This window comes from Streptomyces incanus (assembly GCF_042656345.1).
Lineage (GTDB): Bacteria > Actinomycetota > Actinomycetes > Streptomycetales > Streptomycetaceae > Streptomyces > Streptomyces incanus.
On the sequence record NZ_JBHSPC010000178.1, the window covers coordinates 1 to 655 of the forward strand.

Annotated in this window: 2 protein-coding genes; both read right to left on the reverse strand. The window is 68.7% G+C overall.

Annotated features, from left to right (window positions below):
* Nucleotides 1-315 (reverse strand): IS3 family transposase (locus tag ACFP2V_RS38540; RefSeq protein ID WP_381221408.1); only part of this gene is annotated, 315 nt, incomplete at its 3' end.
* A partial coding sequence (locus ACFP2V_RS38545; RefSeq protein ID WP_381221411.1) for a transposase occupies nucleotides 312-655 on the reverse strand: 344 nt, incomplete at its 5' end. The genes ACFP2V_RS38540 and ACFP2V_RS38545, both read right to left, overlap by 4 nt.

The following is a 655-nucleotide window of genomic DNA, read 5'->3' on the forward strand; positions in this document are numbered from 1 at the left end:
GCCCTGCAGACCGAGCTCGGCCATGATCTCCGCGACGGTGTTCACCGACACCTTCCAGTTCTCCGCCCACAGGTCCAAAGTGATCCTCGGCGAGCCGTAGGTGCCGCCGGACTCGGTGAAGAAGTGGATGATCCGCTCCTCCAGCCTCGCCCTCCTGACCTCGCGTTTCGTCGGCTCGTCGGGGCGCCGGCGCCACTTGTAGAACCATGCCTCGCTCACCCCGGCCACCCGGCAGGACACCCGGTGCGGGACGCCATGCTCGACCCTCTGGTTACCGATGAAGGCGACCACCGCCTCCGGAGCGTTCTCGGTCACTTCACCCAGAGGGCCATGCATCGCTTGAAGACATCACGCTCCATCTCCAGCTCCCGGATCCGCTTGTTCTTCTCCCCGATCTCCCGGCGCAGCCGCTCCAGCTCGGCCCGCTCGGCCTCCCGCACCCGACCGCCACCGCCACCACCACTGGCGACTGTCGGTTGTACGGGCCGGTCCGAGGACGTCGTCCCGTTGCGCCGCCACCGCGACACCCAGCTGTGCAGCGTGCCCGGGTTGATGCCGAGCTCCTCGGCAACGTCCCCGGCCGGCCTCCCGGTCTCGACCACGATGCGCACCGCGCCCTCACGGAACTCGGCGTCGTACGGCGGCTTCTTCTTGG